Annotated in this window: 17 protein-coding genes; 1 reads left to right on the top strand and 16 read right to left on the bottom strand. The window is 63.9% G+C overall.

From position 1 onward, the window contains the following. Window positions 1-65: 65 nt before the first annotated feature. The 7 genes from ACQCS0_RS13755 to ACQCS0_RS13785 all read right to left on the bottom strand — a co-directional run bounded on the left by ACQCS0_RS13755 (window position 66) and on the right by ACQCS0_RS13785 (window position 4,704). The gene (locus tag ACQCS0_RS13755) at window positions 66-893 is read right to left on the bottom strand and encodes a F0F1 ATP synthase subunit delta (protein WP_354153624.1); all 828 of its coding nucleotides are present in this window, start codon (window positions 891-893) and stop codon (window positions 66-68) included. Then, a complete protein-coding gene (locus ACQCS0_RS13760) occupies window positions 893-1,450 on the bottom strand; it encodes a F0F1 ATP synthase subunit B (protein WP_354153623.1) in 558 nt (185 codons plus the stop codon). Before ACQCS0_RS13760 ends, ACQCS0_RS13755 begins: the two co-directional genes overlap by 1 nt. A gap of 53 nt (window positions 1,451-1,503) precedes the next feature. Next, window positions 1,504-1,722 (bottom strand): ATP synthase F0 subunit C, encoded by a 219-nt coding sequence (gene atpE / locus ACQCS0_RS13765; RefSeq protein ID WP_003804776.1) that lies wholly within the window; start codon window positions 1,720-1,722, stop codon window positions 1,504-1,506. Between the two features lie 80 nt (window positions 1,723-1,802). Beyond that, window positions 1,803-2,603: a F0F1 ATP synthase subunit A gene (gene atpB / locus ACQCS0_RS13770; RefSeq protein WP_354153622.1), complete on the bottom strand. Its 801-nt coding sequence runs from the start codon at window positions 2,601-2,603 to the stop codon at window positions 1,803-1,805. Window positions 2,604-2,684: 81 nt separating this feature from the next. Beyond that, complete coding sequence (locus ACQCS0_RS13775; RefSeq protein WP_282329072.1) at window positions 2,685-2,960, bottom strand: hypothetical protein; 276 nt, start codon at window positions 2,958-2,960, stop codon at window positions 2,685-2,687. 55 nt (window positions 2,961-3,015) lie between these two features. Then, on the bottom strand, window positions 3,016-3,498 hold the full coding sequence (locus ACQCS0_RS13780; protein ID WP_354153621.1) for a hypothetical protein: 483 nt from the start codon (window positions 3,496-3,498) through the stop codon (window positions 3,016-3,018). Window positions 3,499-3,591: 93 nt separating this feature from the next. Continuing rightward, complete coding sequence (locus tag ACQCS0_RS13785) at window positions 3,592-4,704, bottom strand: MraY family glycosyltransferase (RefSeq protein ID WP_354153620.1); 1,113 nt, start codon at window positions 4,702-4,704, stop codon at window positions 3,592-3,594. Between the two features lie 293 nt (window positions 4,705-4,997). On the opposite strand from ACQCS0_RS13785, the gene ACQCS0_RS13790 reads away from it, so the two are divergent. After that, window positions 4,998-5,894 (top strand): glycosyltransferase, encoded by an 897-nt coding sequence (locus ACQCS0_RS13790; protein ID WP_354153619.1) that lies wholly within the window; start codon window positions 4,998-5,000, stop codon window positions 5,892-5,894. Here ACQCS0_RS13790 and ACQCS0_RS13795 read toward each other — a convergent pair. The 9 genes from ACQCS0_RS13795 to lysA form a co-directional block, all read right to left on the bottom strand. Next, window positions 5,891-6,649 carry a WecB/TagA/CpsF family glycosyltransferase gene (locus ACQCS0_RS13795; protein WP_354153618.1) on the bottom strand — a complete coding sequence of 253 codons (759 nt, stop codon included), beginning with the start codon at window positions 6,647-6,649 and terminating at the stop codon, window positions 5,891-5,893. The two genes, ACQCS0_RS13790 and ACQCS0_RS13795, sit on opposite strands and share 4 nt — an antisense overlap. Beyond that, on the bottom strand, window positions 6,646-7,449 hold the full coding sequence (locus ACQCS0_RS13800; RefSeq protein WP_354153617.1) for an L-threonylcarbamoyladenylate synthase: 804 nt from the start codon (window positions 7,447-7,449) through the stop codon (window positions 6,646-6,648). The genes ACQCS0_RS13795 and ACQCS0_RS13800 overlap by 4 nt, the downstream gene beginning before the upstream one ends. A 15-nt stretch (window positions 7,450-7,464) precedes the next feature. Then, window positions 7,465-8,334, bottom strand: coding sequence for a peptide chain release factor N(5)-glutamine methyltransferase (gene prmC, locus ACQCS0_RS13805; RefSeq protein ID WP_354153616.1), 870 nt, complete (start codon window positions 8,332-8,334; stop codon window positions 7,465-7,467). Window positions 8,335-8,346: 12 nt separating this feature from the next. Next, the gene (gene prfA, locus ACQCS0_RS13810; RefSeq protein ID WP_354153615.1) at window positions 8,347-9,420 is read right to left on the bottom strand and encodes a peptide chain release factor 1; all 1,074 of its coding nucleotides are present in this window, start codon (window positions 9,418-9,420) and stop codon (window positions 8,347-8,349) included. A 107-nt stretch (window positions 9,421-9,527) separates the two neighbouring features. After that, a complete protein-coding gene (gene rho / locus ACQCS0_RS13815; RefSeq protein ID WP_354153614.1) occupies window positions 9,528-11,744 on the bottom strand; it encodes a transcription termination factor Rho in 2,217 nt (738 codons plus the stop codon). 298 nt (window positions 11,745-12,042) lie between these two features. Beyond that, window positions 12,043-13,017: a homoserine kinase gene (gene thrB, locus ACQCS0_RS13820; RefSeq protein WP_354153613.1), complete on the bottom strand. Its 975-nt coding sequence runs from the start codon at window positions 13,015-13,017 to the stop codon at window positions 12,043-12,045. Window positions 13,018-13,019: 2 nt separating this feature from the next. After that, a complete protein-coding gene (thrC, locus tag ACQCS0_RS13825) occupies window positions 13,020-14,126 on the bottom strand; it encodes a threonine synthase (protein ID WP_056349448.1) in 1,107 nt (368 codons plus the stop codon). Next, the gene (locus ACQCS0_RS13830; RefSeq protein ID WP_354153612.1) at window positions 14,127-15,443 is read right to left on the bottom strand and encodes a homoserine dehydrogenase; all 1,317 of its coding nucleotides are present in this window, start codon (window positions 15,441-15,443) and stop codon (window positions 14,127-14,129) included. It lies immediately after the preceding gene. Beyond that, window positions 15,436-16,941 (bottom strand): diaminopimelate decarboxylase, encoded by a 1,506-nt coding sequence (gene lysA / locus ACQCS0_RS13835; protein WP_354153611.1) that lies wholly within the window; start codon window positions 16,939-16,941, stop codon window positions 15,436-15,438. Before lysA ends, ACQCS0_RS13830 begins: the two co-directional genes overlap by 8 nt. Window positions 16,942-16,945 lie beyond the last annotated feature (4 nt).

The following is a 16,945-nucleotide window of genomic DNA, read 5'->3' on the forward strand; positions in this document are numbered from 1 at the left end:
TGTTTTCGTGATCATCGTTGCTCACGATGACCGGGGTTTCGTTTCGTTAAGTTGTGCTTGTCCGGCTAACCGGCCAGTTGGCGGTGAAGCTGACCCAGCCGGGTTATAACCGAAGCGTCAAGCACTTCGTCACCCACCTGGACGCGGATTCCACCGATCAGTTCAGGATCAACGGTGAGGTTGATCTTGAGCTCGCGAGCGTACAGGGAATTAAGCCCTGACTGGAGGCGGGCGAACTGCGTTTCCGTCAAAGGACGGGTGACACTGACCGTTGCAATCCAGCGCTGCTGCCGCTTGGCTGCCAGCTCGGCGAACCGGGCTAGCAGCATGGTCGGCTTGATGCCGCGGGGCTGGGAAACCGCCTGCGCAATGAGGACGTTTGCTGCCTCGCCTGCGCCGGGATGCAACTTCTGCGCCAACCCGGTCTTCGCTGCAGCACTGGCCTGCGGCTCAGACAGAGCACGTTGTACCTCGTGGTTGGAGGCAACGGCCTGGTTGAAGGAGAACAGATCGTTCTCCAGCTCTTCCAGCCCAGAGATTCCGGAGGCAGAAACGGCCGACTTGTTTTCAGCAACGGCGATAACCACCGTTGCGGCAAGCGTCTCGAGTGCATCGCCGATATCTCGGGCCGATGCCCAGCGTGAACTGGCCAGTCCGCCCGCGATGTCCGCAGCCTCAGCGGAGACTTTTCCGCCAACCAGCTGCCTGACAAGCGCCGACTTTTCGTCACCGGTGCGGGACGGGTCAGTCAGGGCGCGGCGCAAGCCAGCCGAGCTGTCCACCGTTCCCAGGATTCCGAAGAGTTCCTTAGCCAACTGCAGCGAGGCCAACGGAAGCTTTGCTTCCAGTTGGGTCAGCGCCTTGGTCAGCGATTCGCTCGATACACCTGACATTACTTAGCTGCACCTGCGTTCTGGTTCTCCAGATCTGCCAGGAAGCGGTCAACCACACGGGCAGAACGCTCGTCATCGTTGAGTGCTTCGCCAACGATGCGGCCTGCCAGCGTGGTGGCCAGCGTGCCCACCTCGGAGCGCAGGGACACAACTGCGGCCTGGCGCTCCGATTCGATCTGCACGTGTGCCTGTGCCGTGATGCGGGCAGACTCAGCGGCAGCCTTTTCCTTCAGATCTGCAAGAATCTGGGCGCCTTCAGCACGGGCTTCCTCGCGGATGCGGTTAGCTTCCGCGCGGCCTTCCGTGAGCTGCTGCTTGTACTCTTCGAGTGCTGCAGAAGCCTCTGCCTGCGCCTTTTCTGCCTTGGCAATGCCACCTTCAATGGCCTCGGCACGCTCTGCAAACGTCTTCTCGAACATCGGGACAACGAACTTGACCACGATGAACATGAGGACAGCAAAGCCGACGAGGACAACGCCCATTTCCCAGACGTTGGGAACGAGCGGGTTGGTCGCCTCGGCGCCTTCCACGGCGGCTGAGATGATCGTTTGATACATAATTCACCCGTCCTTATCTACTCGGTTCTGGATGTTCGCTTGGTTCTGAAGGTTTACTTGAGAACGAAGGCGAAGACCAGGCCGAGGATGGCGAGGGCTTCAGTCAGGGCCAGGCCGAGGAATGCGATCGGCTGCAGGACGCGCTGGGCCTCCGGCTGACGTGCTACGCCGTTGATGTAAGCGGCGAACACGAGACCCACACCGATACCACCACCGATGGCGGAGAGGCCGTAGCCGATGAGGTTGAGGGAGCCGTTGATGGAGCCTTCCATTTTTCTTCCTTTCAAGATGCCACCCATGTGGCAGGTTGTTTGGGTTGCTTCATCCCCGTGAGGGGAAGATTGTGGGTGCCTTAGTGGCTGTCCGCGTGCAGCGCGCCTTCGATATAGATGGCAGTCAGCAGCGTGAAGACGTACGCCTGGAGGGCCATGATGAGCGCCTCGAGCATGTACATGGCGATGGAACCGGCCAGGACGAGTACCGAGGCTCCCTTGAGAAGGACGCTCTCCTGCATGATGAGGAACTCAATGCCGGAACCGGCGATCATGACGATCAGGTGGCCGGCCAGCATGGTGGCAAACAGACGGAGGCTGTGCGTGACGGGCCGGACCAGGAAGTTCGAGATGATCTCGATCGGGATGATGAGAGGGAGAATATAGACCGGTACACCGGAGGGTACCGTGGCCAGCTTGAAGTACTTCAGGCCGTTCTTCTTGATGCCAATGCCAATCCACGTGACGTACACAATGCCCGCCAGGACATAGGCGCCGCCGACGTGCGAGAAGCTCGGCAGCTGAATCACGGGAATGGCGCCGTAAATGTTGTTTACGAGGATAAAGAAGAAGAGGCTGAACAACAGCGGCACATACTTCATAAAGTCTTTGCCACCGATAATGTCCTTGGCGATGCTGTTACGCACAAAGCCATAGGCCATTTCACCAGCGAACTGGAGCTTGCCGGGAACAAGCTGCTGCTTCCGCGCAGCTAGCAGAAAGAATGTGGCGATAATGACGACCGACAGGATTACGAGCAGCATCTGCTTGGAGAATCCGTCAGCCACCCCCCACGGCAGGATTGCCGGCAGGTGCATTTCTTCAATTCCAGGAGGATTAAACTCTCCTGAATCTTGGGCCGGGAGCGCAAGCGCGATCAACGCGTTTCCTCTCTGCAGTGTCCATCATTGGGCGTTGGTCGAGGACCCGCGGATTTGTGCTCCGCAGCTCCCCCTGTGAAATTATTTGGCATTTGTGTTTCCGTCCGCGGACGGGCCGCTGTCTGCTCTGCTCTTACCGGCCGTGGTTCTGGAACTGGTAAGGCCATGCATGTGGGAAAGATAGAAACCCCCGAGAGCTCCAAGCAGAGCGCCTGCGAGCACGATCCAGCGGGTTCCCCACAGATTATCCAGACCCCACCCTATCAAACTCCAGACGATGATTCCGCCAATAATGTAGCTAAAGACGGCCATTCCGGCGTTGTATCCGCCGTCGTTGTTTTCGGCCGACACCCCCATCGTGGGAGCAGCGTTCTTGGGCGCGGAAGAGCCGTTTTCGGCTGGTCGTTTCCGATCAGACATCGTTCGGCTCCTTGGGCTCGGGGTCGTTGTAAATCTGCAGGCGTGCCGTGCTGAAGCCATAGATTTCGGCGGCCTGCCAGAAGACAACAGTGGCAACGGCACCAATCAGGAACCATTGCGCGTGAAGCCAGGCAGGCGCTCCGATCACAAACAGGACAACTGCGAAACCCACGACCTTGACAAAATATGTGGCCACGAACATTCCGATGGCACCTGAGGGGTTGTTGCGCCCCATGAAGTGGCCCACAAGGAGACTGACGGCGAAGAAGAGCATCACCAGGAGGCCGCCCAAAGTACTGGACAGAAGGCCGCTGGGGCCGTTCAGGATCACCGCCGGGATGCCCACCAGGATCAGCGCGCCTGCACCGGCAGCTGAACTGAGCGCGAGGAGGCGAAGCCACAAAGACCGCGTGGGACCGGAAACACCAACGGGTCCGCTGCCGGACGCATGTCCGGATTCGGCGTTGGAGGTCACAAGATCCCAATCGTCGGCGCCCTGGGGCTGGGGTGGAGGGCAGCTTTGGCTGCACCTGAATTCTACACGAGATAGAAATAAATCCGAACGCGGTTACGCGGTGAACTCGTCGCTCCCCCGGCGCAGGTACGGCCAGGCCGTGACCAAGCCCATCACCAACGTTGCGAAGATGTCCACCGCCAGCACCACCTGCCACGGGAACACGGCAAAAGCCAGGCCGCCGAACGACAGCACCGCTGTCCACAAGTAGAGCAGGATCACGGCGGTCCGGTGCGAGTACCCGATGTCCAGCAGCTTGTGATGGAGGTGTCCCCGGTCGGCGGACCAGGGTGATCGCCCTCGGGCTGTCCTGCGCACTACGGCGAGGCCCAGGTCAAGCAACGGCAGGAAGAGTACGGCGAAGGGCAGCAGGATGGGTATGACGGTGGAGATACCGTTTGCCCGGTCATACAGCCCGGACGTGATCTGGCCGGTGGAGACAATACCGGCGGAGGCCATCAGCAGCCCAATCAACATGGCACCGGAGTCACCCATGAAGATTTTCGACGGAAACCAGTTGTGCGGCACAAAGCCAATGCAACCGCCCACCACGACCGCGGTCAGGAGCGTCGCGAGATCGGATTTGTCTAGCACATCTGAGTTCCGGTGCACCCAATAGGCCGTCAGGAAGAACGCGGTTCCGCCGATGATCGCCACGCCGGCGGCCAGCCCGTCGAGGCCGTCAATGAAGTTGAAGGCGTTCATGGTGGTGACGATGAGCCCGGCTGTCAGCACCACTCGAAGCATCTCGTTCTCAAGGAAGATCGGCTCCGGAACCCACGGCACAATCGTCATCTGGACTCCCCAGGTCGCCACCACCAGGGCTGCAGCGCTCTGGCCGATGAGTTTCATCCACCAACGGATGTCCAGGAGGTCGTCCGCGATCCCCACGAGCACGATCAGCGCCGCGCCCGCCAATACGCCCCACGGCGAGAAGTTGTTCCGGTAGATGTCCTTGACGAAGAAGGACTGGCTGGCCACGAGGAGGGCCACCAGTACGCCGAGGAAGATGGCAACCCCGCCCAGCCGGGACACCGGCGTCGTATGCATGTCACGGCTGCGGATGGGAGCGTGGAGTTCAAGCCGGTGCCCGATGACACGGGCACCCCAAGTGGCTCCGTAGGACACGACGGCAGCCGTCAGCCCCATAAGCAGGTACATAATCATGCGATAGCGGCCGTTTCGTCGGTGTTCGGCGCAACCCTGCGGGTGCGCTCAGGCATGGACAGCGGCCCGAACAGGTGGTCCTCGATCGATGGGCTCACTGGCGGGGAATCTGACTTTCGATAAATGAAACTTCTCCGTCGCCGGGCGCGCAGTAGGCAGTGCTTGGTGCCTTACAGGGCTGTATTACAGTGGACTCTAGTCAAGATACTAGCGCCAACGGCTCCATGGCTTCGCGCCACACTGGCGCATTGCGAGCGGGGAATCCCCTGAAGGCCATGCTGAAAGGAATCCCCATGACCGTCCGGGTTGCAGTTGCCGCCGTGACATTTAACCGTCATAAGGAGCTGTCCGTCCTGCTGGACGCCATTAATGCGCAGTCCGCGGCAGTGGACACCATCTGCCTTGTCGACAGCGGCACGGACCCCGCACGCGATGTTGCCGTGCGGCACACAAATGTTGACTACGTCCGTTCCGAAGCGAACCTCGGCGGCGCAGGCGGCTTTGCCCTCGCCGCGCTGAAGGCGGTGGCCAGCGGTGCCAAATGGGTCTGGATGATGGACGACGACGCCGAGCCGACAGATCCCGAATGCCTCGCCACGCTGCTGCGTGAAGCCGAGGCCCGCGACCTTGAAGCCGTGGTCCCGCTGGTGGTTGCCCCGGGCCATCCCGACCGGCTGTCCTTTTTCTTCCGGCTGGATGGGAAAGTCAGCCACGACCGGGCCGAACTGGAAAAAGTAGGTTTCCTGCCCAACGACGGACACTTCTTTAACGGTGCCCTGATCAGGTCCGACGTGTTTTTCAAGGTGGGCCTGCCGGACATGCGCCTCTTTATCCGCGGCGACGAAGTGGACTTCACCATCCGCCTCCGCAAGGCTGGTATCAGGTTCGGCACAGTGACCACCACCGCCATCACCCACCCGCATGCGTTTTCCGAGACGCAGCATGTATTTGGTGCACGCTGGCATGTGATTGTGCCGGATTCGGCGTTCAAGCGTTACTACTACTACCGCAACCGCGGGTACCTGATCCGCCGCTATTTCCGGGTCAAGTCGCTGGTGGCCGACGTCGGCGGCTATCTTGGCTATTTTGCGAAGCGCCGTGACCTGCCTGGACTGCTCGCCTGGGCACGGTCCTTTACGAAAGGACTGCGTGCTAAAGGCTTCGCGCCGCTTGAGGACCAGGAGTTCTAGGATACGCGGCGCAGCCGGCGCCGGACCAGGAGCCAGAGGAGTACCCACGGCTCGCCGAAAACGCGGTACGCAACCCTGCGCGGATGCAGCAGCAGGCGCCACGCCCACTCCAGCCCGAGCCTTCCCAGCCAGCGCGGTGCCAGTTTTTGCACGCCCGCCAGCTGCTCGATGGCGCCGCCCACCGTGCAGTAGATGGCCGGCGGGAGCATATCCAGGCGACGCTGCAGCACTGATTCCTGGAGTGGCATGCCCAGCCCGAGCAGGACGAGCTGGGGTTGCTGCTCCACGAGCCAGCCCACCGCGGCGGTTTCGACGTCGTCGTTCCAGCCTTCGCCAGGGAACCCTGTCACGCTGGCGGCCGGGGCAATGCCCTGGAGCCGTGTGACCGCTTTGGCGTTGGCTTCCGTGCCGGCACCGACCACGGCGATCCGTTCAAGGCCGTCCACCAGGCCCAGGGACGGCAGCCAGTCGGTCGACCCCAGCCGGTAATCCATCAGCGAGCTGACAGCGTTTCCCGTCCTGCCCCACAACCACAGCACCGGTGCACCGTCCAGGAGCACCACGTCGCTGTTCTCGTACAGAGAGCGGAATCCTGCGCCGGAATGGGTCAGCGTCACGCTGTGCAGGTTATGTCCGACGACGGTGCGTCGGGTCCCGTCGTCGACAAACCCGGAGAGCACCTCAACCAGTCCGTCCACCGTCAGCGGAGTGGCATCGACGCCGAGGAAAGGGATGTTCTGGCGTGCCAGGCTCACCCGTCAGTCTCCCGGACCGGTGCGGCCGGCCCGTCGACAGTTTTTTCAGCGGCAGGTCCATCAGATGCGTCCCATTCGGCGTCTGATTCGGCCGGAAGAGCGACTTCCTCAGATTCTTCCTCGGGCTCAGCCATCGGAATTTCGCCCAGGCCCAATACTCCCGGAACGTGCTCGCGGAGTTGTTCCAGGGACACGGCGCCGTTGCGCACCACCCGCAGGAGCGGACCGGTGGCGTCCACAATCGTGGAAGGAACGGCGTCGGTTCCTTCCACCGGCCGGAAACCGCCTTCGAGGTAGACCTCCACGGACTCCGCGAGCTGGGCCCGCGCCTCAGCGGCGGTCTGCGCCGGCGGCTGGCCGGTCCGGTTGGCGGAGGACACAGCCAGCGGACCCGTCAAGGTCAGTAGTTCCTGGGCCACTTCGTCGGCGGGCATACGCAGGGCCACGGTTCCCTGGGTCTCGCCCAGGTCCCAGTCCAGTGACGGCTGGGCGTGCAGGATCAGGGTCAGTCCCCCCGGCCAGAACGCCTCGGCGAGCTTGCGGGCATCAGCGGAAACATCTGTGGCCAGGCCGTCCAGCGCGTTGATCCGGGGAATCAGTACGGGCGGCGGCATGGTGCGGCTGCGCCCTTTGGAGGCCAACAGCATGGTGACGGCCTGCGGCGAAAAGGCGTCGGCGGCAATTCCGTAAACCGTGTCCGTGGGGAACACCACGCACTTCTTTTCGCTGATGGCACGCTGGGCATGCTCCAGGCCAAGGGCGCGCTGATCCGCTGACGTGCAGTTGTAGGTTGTGGTCACTGGCCTATTCTTTCATCACTCGTGGTGCGGACCGGCAAGGACGGCGCTGGTGGCGCGTTCCTTGCCGTTGAGGTCCAGGTGTGTGGTGATCTCCCGCCAGGCACCCGTCCGTTGCATCATGCCGGCGATCCAGCCGGCCTGGACTTCCGCGTGTTCCATCACGAAGTAGCCGCCGGGAACCAGCAGCCGGGCAGCCGAGGCGGCCGCCGCCGTCGGAAGTTCCATGCCGTCCGCTCCCCCGCCGTACAGGGCTTCGGGAGGATCGTGCAGGGCAACTTCGGGTTCATTCGGGATGGCTTCGGCGGGAATATAGGGCGGGTTGGAAATTACGACGTCGAAGGTTCCGTTAAGTTCCGGCAGCGCGTCGCGGAGGTCCCCCAGCACCAGCTTGACGCCCAACGGCGCCAGGTTCCTGGCCGCCCACGCGTGCGCGAACGGACTGTATTCCACGGCGTGGACTTCCGCGCCGGGCACCTCGTGGGCAATGGAGCCGGCGATCGCGCCCGACCCCGTTCCCAGGTCCACAATCCGCGGGTGTGCCATGCCCTTGACGTGGTCGATGACCAGTTGGACAACGGACTCTGTTTCCGGCCGGGGGATAAAGACCCCGGGCCCGACGGCAAGCTCCAGGTACCTGAAATGCGCCACCCCGGTGATGTGCTGCAGCGGGATCCGTTGGGCCCGTTCAGCAACAAGTTCGGCGTAGCCAACAGGTGCGGGGGTGTCCCCCAGCATCATCGCCCGGAGCCTGCCCAGCCCCACACTGAGCAGGTGGTCCGCCAGGAGTTCCGCGTCGACGCGGGGGCTGGGGACCCCGGCGTCCCGGAGGATCGCCGTGGCCTCGCTAACGGCAGCCGCGAGGGACTGCCCGGACCCGAGTGTCATGAGTGCCGGCGGCTAGTCGCCGATGGCGTCCAGGCGTGCCTGTTCGTCCATCTCGATGGCGGACTGGATGACCGGTTCCAGGTCACCGTTCATGACCTGGTCCAGGTTGTATGCCTTGTAGCCGGTGCGGTGGTCCGCGATCCGGTTTTCCGGGTAGTTGTACGTGCGGATGCGCTCGGAACGGTCCATGGTGCGGATCTGGGACTTGCGCTGGGCCGAGTTCTCGGCGTCGATGATTTCCTGCTGGTGCGCAAGGATTCGGGCACGAAGGACGCGCATGCCTGCTTCGCGGTTCTGCAGCTGGGATTTCTCGTTCTGCATGGCCACCACGATGCCGGTGGGAAGGTGCGTGATACGGACAGCGGAGTCCGTGGTGTTCACGGACTGGCCACCGGGACCAGAGGAGCGGTAGACGTCGATCTTAAGATCGTTCTGGTTGATGTCCAGCTCTTCGGGCTCATCGACCTCGGGAAGGACCAGGACGCCGGCGGCAGAGGTATGGATGCGGCCCTGCGATTCGGTGACGGGCACACGCTGCACGCGGTGGACGCCGCCTTCGAACTTGAGCCGAGCGTAAACGCCTTCGGCAGGATCGTTCGAGTTGCCCTTGACGGCCATCTGGACGTCCTTGTAGCCACCAAGATCGGACTCGTTGGCTGAGATGAGTTCAGTCTTCCAGCCGCGGGATTCCGCGTACCGGGTGTACATGCGCAGGAGGTCGCCGGCGAACAGTGCGGCTTCGTCGCCACCTTCGCCACCCTTGACCTCGAGGATCACGTTCCGGGCGTCGTCAGGGTCCCGCGGAATGAGGAGCCTGCGCAGCTTCGCGGAAGCCTGCTCCAGCGCTGCCTCCAGCACGGGAACCTCGGCAGCAAACTCAGGGTCCTCCGCGGCCATTTCCTTGGCCGCGGCGAGGTCGTCCTCCAGGGCATGCCACTTGTTGTATGCCTCCACGATGCCATTGAGCTGCGCGGACCGCCGCCCCAGCTTCCGGGCCAGCCGCTGGTCAGCATAAACAGCAGGGTCACCAAGCTGCGACTGGATAGCATCATGCTCATCAAGCAGGCCCTGTACGGACTCAAACATTTCAAAACCTCTTTCGACTCTTGCAAGTCTAGTTTCATGGGACTTAACGACGAACCGCCCAAAATATGCCGGCCATCAGGCCGGCATATTTTGAGCGGTGAGCGCCGCTACTTGTCGTTATCCGACTTCGCACCAAGCGTTGTCTTCTGGACCTGCATGAGGAACTCGACGTTGCTCCCGGTCTCCCGGATCTTGTTGGTCAGCAGCTCAAGGCTCTGCTGCGTTTCGAGTCCGGAAAGGACACGGCGCAGCTTCCACATGATCTTGACTTCCTCGGGGGAAAGCAGGTTCTCTTCGCGGCGGGTGCCGGACGCGTTGACATCCACAGCCGGGAAGATGCGCTTGTCCGCCAGCTGGCGGGACAGGCGGAGCTCCATGTTGCCGGTGCCCTTAAACTCTTCGAAGATGACCTCGTCCATCTTGGAACCGGTCTCGACGAGCGCGGTTGCCAGGATGGTCAGCGAGCCGCCGTTTTCGATGTTGCGGGCTGCACCGAAGAAACGCTTCGGCGGGTACAGCGCGGCGGAGTCGACACCACCGGACAGGATTCGGCCGGAGGCCGGTGCTGCCAGGTTGTAGGCGCGGCCCAGACGGGTCATGGAGTCCAGGAGGACCACCACGTCCATGCCCATTTCCACGAGGCGCTTGGCGCGTTCGATGGAGAGCTCGGCAACGGTGGTGTGGTCATCGGCAGGACGGTCGAAGGTAGAAGCAATGACCTCACCCTTGACCGTGCGCTGCATGTCCGTGACTTCTTCGGGACGCTCGTCAACGAGCACCATCATGAGGTGGACTTCAGGATTATTGATGGTGATGGCGTTGGCGATGGACTGCAGGATGAGCGTCTTGCCGGCCTTCGGCGGGGAGACGATCAGGCCGCGCTGGCCCTTGCCGATCGGGGCAACCAGGTCAATGACACGGGGGCCGATCTTCTTGGGATCCGTCTCGAGGCGCAGGCGCTCGGACGGGTACAGCGGAACCAGCTTGGCGAATTCGACGCGGTCCTTGAGCTCTTCCGGCGTCTTTCCGTTGACGGACGTGACACGGACCAGGGCGTTGAACTTCTGGCGTGCAGTCTGCTGGCTGCGGTCTTCGCCTTCACGCGGTGCACGGATGGCACCGACGCAGGCATCGCCCTTGCGCAGGTTGTACTTCTTGACCTGGGCGAGAGAGACGTAGACGTCGTTCGGGCCCGGCAGGTAGCCGGAGGTGCGGATGAACGCGTAGTTCTCCAGCACGTCCAGGATGCCGGCGACGGGCAGCAGGACGTCGTCCTCGGTGACCTCGACGTCGTCGACGTCCGGTCCCTGGGTGCGTCCCCGACGGCGGTCGTTCCGGTCGCGGAAACGGTCGTTACGGTCGTTGCGGGAGTTGTCCCGGCTATCCTGGCCGCCACCGGAGCGGTCATTGCGATCGTTCCGGTCCCTGCGGTTGCGGCGGTTCCGGCGGCTTCCGCCGTCAGCATCGTCGTTGTCGCGGTTGTCATCGCGGCGGGCACCATCACGCTGGCCGGCGTCGCGGCTGCCTGCGTTGTCGCGGCCACCATCGGTGGTCTCGCGGGCGCTGGTGTCTCGAGACGTGCTCTCGCGGGCAGGGGTTTCACGGGCGGTGGTGTCCCGGGCTGCGGTGTCGCGGGCGCCACGGGTGCGCCCGCTCTCACGGCGCTCAGCACGCTGGCTGTCGCCTGCTTCGGCGGCCTGGGAATCGGAACGCTGCGTTTCGGTGCGGTCAGCCTGGCGCTGTTCAGCGGCGGGCTGCTCGGCCGGAGCCTCAATTTCTTCTGGCTGCGTTGACGTGGCTGCCGCATCGCCGCGGCGGCGGTTGCGGGTACGCGGCTGGCGGCGTTCCCCTTCAGCGGCGGCCTCAACGGGCGCCGACGCCGGAGCCTCAGCGGGTGCAGCGGCCGGAGCTTCGGCGGCAGTTGCCGCGGCGGGTGCCGTAACTACTCCGTCGCTGACAGCGCGGCGGCTGCGTCCACGGCCGCGTGCACGGGTCCCCTCAGCGGCCGGAGCCTCCGAGGTTTCGCTTGCGGCAGCCACGGGTGCGGCAGCAGCCGGCGCCACGTGGTTTTCGGTCGCCTTTTCGGCAGCCTTGGCCGGAGCCTTGCTGACTGACGTACCTGCACGATGGGCGGAAATGGCGGTCACCAGATCCCCCTTACGCATACGGGATCCGCCGGAAATCCCCAGCTGGCTGGCAAGTGCCTGCAACTGGGCGAGCTTAAGGCCAGCGAGGCCACTGCTCTTGGCGGGTGCGGCCGTTGACGATCCGGCAGCAGAAGTTGATGGTTCCACAGCTGAAGACAGCTCAGTGGTTTCGGTCACGAAGGATCCTTCCCCCTCGACGGCGTCCAGACTGGGAGCTGGACGCGATGATTTTGATCTGGGCTGCAGTTCAGATCTGCAGCCGACATTTTCGGTCTTGCCGGTTGGATTTCGGCCAGCAGGGCCGGATATTGATTCACCTCACGCACCGATTAATGGCGGGGCGCCGGACTGACGGTTCAGGGGCAGACAATTCAGCTGCAGATTCCTGCGACAGACCAAGCAGGCGGCACCGGAGAATATTTCGCAGTAGGAGATCACTAACAACTGAATGCAGCTGCCGATCAGATAGGCGGGATTACCGCCGGTGCAAGTCCACCTTAGCACCTTCGACGTCCACTGCCAGCTTCAGGACGCGCCAGCCGATACCCGGGGTGTTCGCCTCAGTAAAGGACTCAATAAACCCAAGCACCTCGGCGGCTTCGGCCTCGCCGTTCGCGAGAACCAGAACTGTCGGCCCGGCCCCTGAAACCACTGCCGCGTGGCCGGCGTTGCGCAGTGCCCTGATCAGGGCCGCACTGGGGCGCATTGCCTCGGCCCGGTAGCTCTGGTGAAGGTAGTCCTCGGTACCGGCGACCAGGAACTCCGGCTTCCGGGTCAGCGCGTGGATGAGGAGCGCAGCCCGGCCGGAGTTCATCGCCGCGGCGTGGTGGCCCACGGACGCCGGCAGCAGCGCGCGGGCCGCTTCGGTGGACAGTTCAAAGTCAGGAACTGCGACGATGGGAATGACCGAACCAACAACGGTGGCGCAGGTGCTGCTGTACTGGTCACTGTCCTGCCATGATAGCGCCAATCCGCCGAAAATCGCCGGTGCGACGTTGTCCGGGTGGCCTTCCATCTCGCTGGTGAGCTGCAGGATCCAGTCCCGCCCTCGCTGCCCCGCCGCCGGCACCATGGCGTTGGCGGCGGATACTGCGGCCACCACCGCCGAGGCTGACGACCCCAGGCCACGGCCGTGCGGATTGACGTTCGTCGCCGTAATTTTTAGCCCGCCGTGACGGTAGCCCAGCCGCGAGAAAGCGGCCTCCATGGCCTGGACCACGAGGTGGCTCCCGTCGCGCGGCAGGCTGTCCGCCCCCTCGCCGCTGAGCTCGAACAGGAGCTCATCAGTTTTAAGGCTTTCCACTGTCAGGGTGTCGTGCAGTGCCAGGGCGAGGCCCAGGCTGTCGTAACCCGGTCCGAGGTTGGCGCTGGTGGCCGGGACTCTGACGGTGACGCGCTGTCCTGCCTCGATGACGGGCAGGTCAACGGCGGTGGTCGAGGTGGTTTCCAAGGCTACTTTTCTTCCAGTCCCAGTTCAGCTGCGACTGTCACGACGTCGTTGGAGACCTTGACGGGCTGCACTTCACTGCCGTCCTCGGTCCGGAGGGCCCACTGGGGGTCCTTGAGTCCGTGGCCGGTAACGGTGATGACGATCGTTTTGCCGGTAGGAACTTCACCGGCTGCATGCTTCTTGAGCAGGCCGGCCACACCGGCGGCGGACCCGGGCTCCACAAAAACGCCTTCGCGGGCGGACAGCCAGCGGTGGGCATCGAGGATCTGCTCGTCAGTCACGGCATCGATGAATCCGCCGGACTCGTCGCGGGCCGCGATGGCACCGTCCCAGGATGCCGGGTTGCCGATCCGGATGGCAGTGGCGATGGTGTCCGGCTCCGTGATCGGGTGCCCCGCGACGAACGGTGCCGCGCCGGCTGCCTGGAAGCCCCACATCTGGGGGGTTTTGGTGGACACGGCGGGCAGGGTTCCGGCTGTTTCGGATTCGAACGGCGCCGAGTATTCCTTGTAGCCCTTCCAGTACGCGGTGATGTTACCGGCGTTGCCGACGGGAAGGACGTGGATGTCCGGAGCATCGCCGAGCGAATCGACAATCTCAAACGCGCCCGTCTTCTGGCCCTGGATGCGGGCCGGGTTCACGGAGTTGACCAGGAACACCGGGTAGGACTCCCCCAGCTTCCGTGCAATGTCCAGGCAGTTATCGAAGTTGCCGTCCACCTGGAGCAGCGTGGCGCCGTGCGCGATGGCCTGGCTCAGCTTACCCATGGAGATCTTGCCCTCGGGGACCAGCACCGCACATTTCAGTCCCGCTGCCGTGGCGTACGCCGCGGCGGAAGCTGAGGTGTTGCCGGTGGACGCGCACACGACTGCCTTTGCACCGGACGCAACAGCGGCCGTCATGGCCATGGTCATGCCGCGGTCCTTGAAGGAACCGGTGGGGTTCATCCCCTCGACCTTCAGGTACACGGTGGAACCCGTGAGCTCGGAGAGCTTCTGCGCGTGGACCAGCGGAGTGCCGCCCTCGCCCAGCGTGATGACCCGGGTGGACTCCGTGACAGGCAGACGGTCAGCGTATTCGCGGATAACGCCGCGCCATTGGTGAGCCACTTAGACTCCTTCTACCCGCAGAACGGATGTTACTGAATTGATGACGTCCAGGCCTTTGACGGCCTCGACGGTGGCTGCGAGGGCAGCCTCTGATGCGCGGTGCGTAACGATCCGCAGTTCGGCCGACTCCACGTTGGACTCTGCGTCCCGGTGGATGGTCTGCCGCATGATTTCGATGGACACGCCTTGCTCCGCAAAGAGCTGGGCGATCCGGGCCAGCACGCCGGGCTGGTCAGCCACATCCAGGCCGATGTAGTAGCTGGTCATGACCGCGTCGATGGGCAGCGCCGGGACGTGGCCCGTGGTGGTCTCCGTGCGACCGGGACCACCCAGCACAATGCGGCGGGCGGCCGAAACGAGGTCACCCAGCACGGCCGATGCCGTCGGAGTTCCGCCGGCACCCCGTCCGTAGAACATCAGCTCGCCGGCGTTTTCCGCCTCAATAAAGACCGCGTTGAACGCGCCGCGAACGGCGGCCAGCGGGTGCTCTTGCGGCAGCAGCGTGGGGTGCACGCGCACGGAGACGCCTTCTCCGCCGTCGGCATCGGTGAGCTTTTCGGCGATGGCCAGCAGTTTGATGACAAAGCCGGCGTCTTTGGCCGCGGCGATGTCCGCGGCGCTAACGGAGGTGATGCCCTCGCAGTGGACGTTCTCCAGGGCGAAGCGGGTGTGGAAAGACAGCGAGGCCAGGATGGCGGCCTTGGCTGCGGCATCGTGGCCTTCGACGTCGGCGGTGGGGTCAGCCTCCGCGTAACCGAGGCGCTGGGCTTCGGCGAGGGCGTCCGCGAACTGGGCGCCGGTGGAGTCCATCTGGTCCAGGATGAAGTTGGTGGTGCCGTTGACGATGCCCAGCACACGGGTGATGCGGTCGCCGGCCAGGCTGTCCCGGATGGGGCGCAGGATGGGGATGGCACCGGCTACGGCGGCTTCGTAGGACAGCTGCACGCCGGCCTTGTCCGCCTCTTCGTAGAGGGTGGGGCCGTCCTGGGCGAGCAGGGCCTTGTTGCCGGTGACAACACAGGCGCCGTTGCGCAGGGCGGAGAGGATCAGCGTGCGGGCAGGCTCGATCCCGCCCATAAGCTCGATCACCAGGTCCGCGTCCTTGACCAGGGTGTCGGCGTCGGTGGTGAAGAGGTCCTGCGGCAGGTCCACATCCCGCTTGGCATTGACGTTGCGCACCGCGATGCCGCTGAGCTGCAGGCGCGCCCCGGTACGGGCGGCAAGGGCGTCGGCGTCTTCAATGAGAATCCGCGCAACCTGGGCCCCAACGTTGCCACAGCCCAGCAGGGCTACTTTCAGGGTTCGCAATTCAGTCATTCGGCACTCCCATGTCGCGGTTAAGCAGATCTTCTTCGGTTTCCCCGCGGACAATCAGCCGGGCAGATCCGCCGCGCACCGCGACAACGCCCGGCCGGGCCAGATAGTTGTAGTTGCTTGACAGGGCCCAGCAGTAGGCGCCGGTCCCCGGTACAGCAAGCAGATCACCGGCTGCCACGTCCTCGGGCAGATATACATCTCTAACAACTATGTCGCCGCTCTCGCAATGTTTGCCCACCACGCGGGACAGTCGCGGAGCCGCGGCCGACGTGCGCGAGGCCAGAATCGCCGAATAATCCGCGTCGTAGAGCACCGGGCGGGCGTTATCGCTCATACCGCCGTCCACTGACACATACCGGCGGGGATGCGTAACGTTCTCCTGCCCTGCGTCGCCGGCCGGGACATCCACCCGCACGGTTTTCAGGGTGCCCACCTCGTACAACGTAAAGGTTGTGCTGCCAACAATCGCACGTCCGGGTTCGATGGAAATTCGGGGTGACGTGATCCCCAGCTCGGCGCAGGTGGAACGCACGACGGCGGCCATCGCCTGCGCGATCTCGGCTGCGGGGCGGGGGGTGTCCGCCGGGGTGTAGGCAATGCCGTAGCCGCCGCCAAGGTCCAGCTCGGGCATAACGATGGCGTACTTTTCCTGCATGGCCGCGTGGAAACGCAGGAGCTTCTGCGCCGCGAGCTCGAAGCCGTCCGGCTCGAAGATCTGCGAGCCGATGTGGCAGTGCAGGCCCAGCAGTTCGATGCTGGCGTAGCCCGTGGCTGCCGCCACGGCTTCCTCCGCTGCTGACAGTCCGGCCTGCTCCGTGGAATCGCCGGCCATGGAGAGGCCGAACTTCTGGTCCTCGTGGGCGGTGGCGATGAACTCGTGGGTGTGCGCGTGCACGCCCGGCGTCAGGCGCAGCATAACGTTGGCAATTTCGCCGCGGCCCGAGGCGATCTTCGCAACCCGATCCAGCTCGTCGAGGCTGTCCACCACGATGCGGCCCAGCTTCATATCCAGCGCACGGTTGATCTCGGCGTCGGATTTGTTGTTGCCGTGCAGGCCCAGGTTCTCGCCCTTGATGCCGGCCCGGGCGGCTACAGCGAGCTCGCCGCCGGAACAGGTGTCCAGCCGGAGTCCCTCGTCCGCCACCCAGGCAGCTACTGCGGTGCACAGGAAGGACTTGCCCGCGTAGTAGACGTCCACTCCTCCGCAGATGTCAGCAAACGCGGCGTCAAAGGCGTCCTTGAAGGAGCGGGCGCGGGCCCGGAAATCGGTCTCACTCATCACAAAGAGCGGCGTGCCGAATTGTGCCTTGAGCTCGCTGACAGCGATGCCATCGATGGCGAGCTCACCGACGTCGTTCTTCTGCACATCCTGCGCCCACATTGGTTCGTGGAGCGCATTCAGGTCCGCGGGAACGGCGAGCCATTCGGGCCCCAGCGGGGATGCGGGGTTGGTGTCCTGCGCTGGCTTGCCCTGTGCTGAAATTTCCTCTGCAGGCATGGGT

Origin of the sequence: Pseudarthrobacter sp. S6, assembly GCF_050156575.1 — a bacterium.
GTDB lineage: Bacteria > Actinomycetota > Actinomycetes > Actinomycetales > Micrococcaceae > Arthrobacter.